This window comes from Mycobacterium sp. E2699 (assembly GCF_001666745.1).
GTDB lineage: Bacteria > Actinomycetota > Actinomycetes > Mycobacteriales > Mycobacteriaceae > Mycobacterium.
The window spans coordinates 1-889 of sequence record NZ_LZJH01000074.1 but is presented as its reverse complement, the minus strand read 5'-3'; the positions used below and the strand labels follow the sequence as shown (position 1 = coordinate 889).

Below are 889 nucleotides of genomic sequence, written 5' to 3'. Positions count from 1 at the left end.
AACTCGGCACAGGCGTCGGCGATCATGGCCACCGTCTCCGTGGGGGACTGGACCGGCGTGCTGCCGAAACCGAAGTAAATCGGCGGTTTTCCCGCGGCGATCCAGGACGCGACCTCGTCATCGGTGTCCGCGCCCAACTCCAGCGTCAGCGCACCCACGAAGGGCCGCTTGCCATTCCATTCCGCCGCGAGCCCCGGGAAAACCGCCTCGTCGTAGGCCTGCAGCTCCAGCGTTCCGGCTTCGGCCATCCGTTGCCACGCCGAAACCGTCGTCGGCGGGAGACCCAGTTCCCGGCGTTGCGCGTCCTCCTCCGCCTTGGTGATGCGCGAGTACAGCCACCAGCCGGCCGTCAGTGTCGTGCGGACCACGGGCGCCGGTGACGGCAGGAAGGGGACACCGAGCTGACCGTTGACCCGCACCGGGAAGTGATGCAGCCCTGCGACCGGAATGTCGTAGTACTCGGCGACATTCGCGACCACCCCGTGGTAGGTCTGGCCCGTCACCAACAGGTCGGCACCGTCGGCCAGCGCGGTGAGCGTCCGGCTCATCTCCGCCCAGCCCTCGACGAAAAGCGCTTTCAGGTCGCGGACGAAGCGCGCCGGATTCTGCACCTTGAAGGCGTTGTGGGTGAAATCCGCGACGGCCACCACCTGCTCCCGCGTGTCCGGCCCATAGCACACGGCGGGCACGCCGGCGGCCTCGACGAAGTCAACCAGGTTGGGCGGCACCGCCATTCGCACATCGTGTCCACGGCGCCGCAGCTCCGCACCGACGGTGGCGCAGGGCTCGACATCGCCGCGGGTCCCGTGGGCCGCCAAGGCAAACTTCATGACGGAGTCCGGCCCTTCGCTTCCGGTGCGCGCTGGACCCGCATCAATCCTTGACCCCG

At 68.6% G+C, this 889-nt stretch carries 1 protein-coding gene; it reads right to left on the bottom strand.

Going from position 1 to position 889, the window contains the following annotated elements; genetic code table 11:
• Positions 1 to 830 (bottom strand): glycosyltransferase (locus tag A5696_RS11745; protein ID WP_197516955.1); only part of this gene is annotated, 830 nt, incomplete at its 3' end.
• Positions 831 to 889 lie beyond the last annotated feature (59 nt).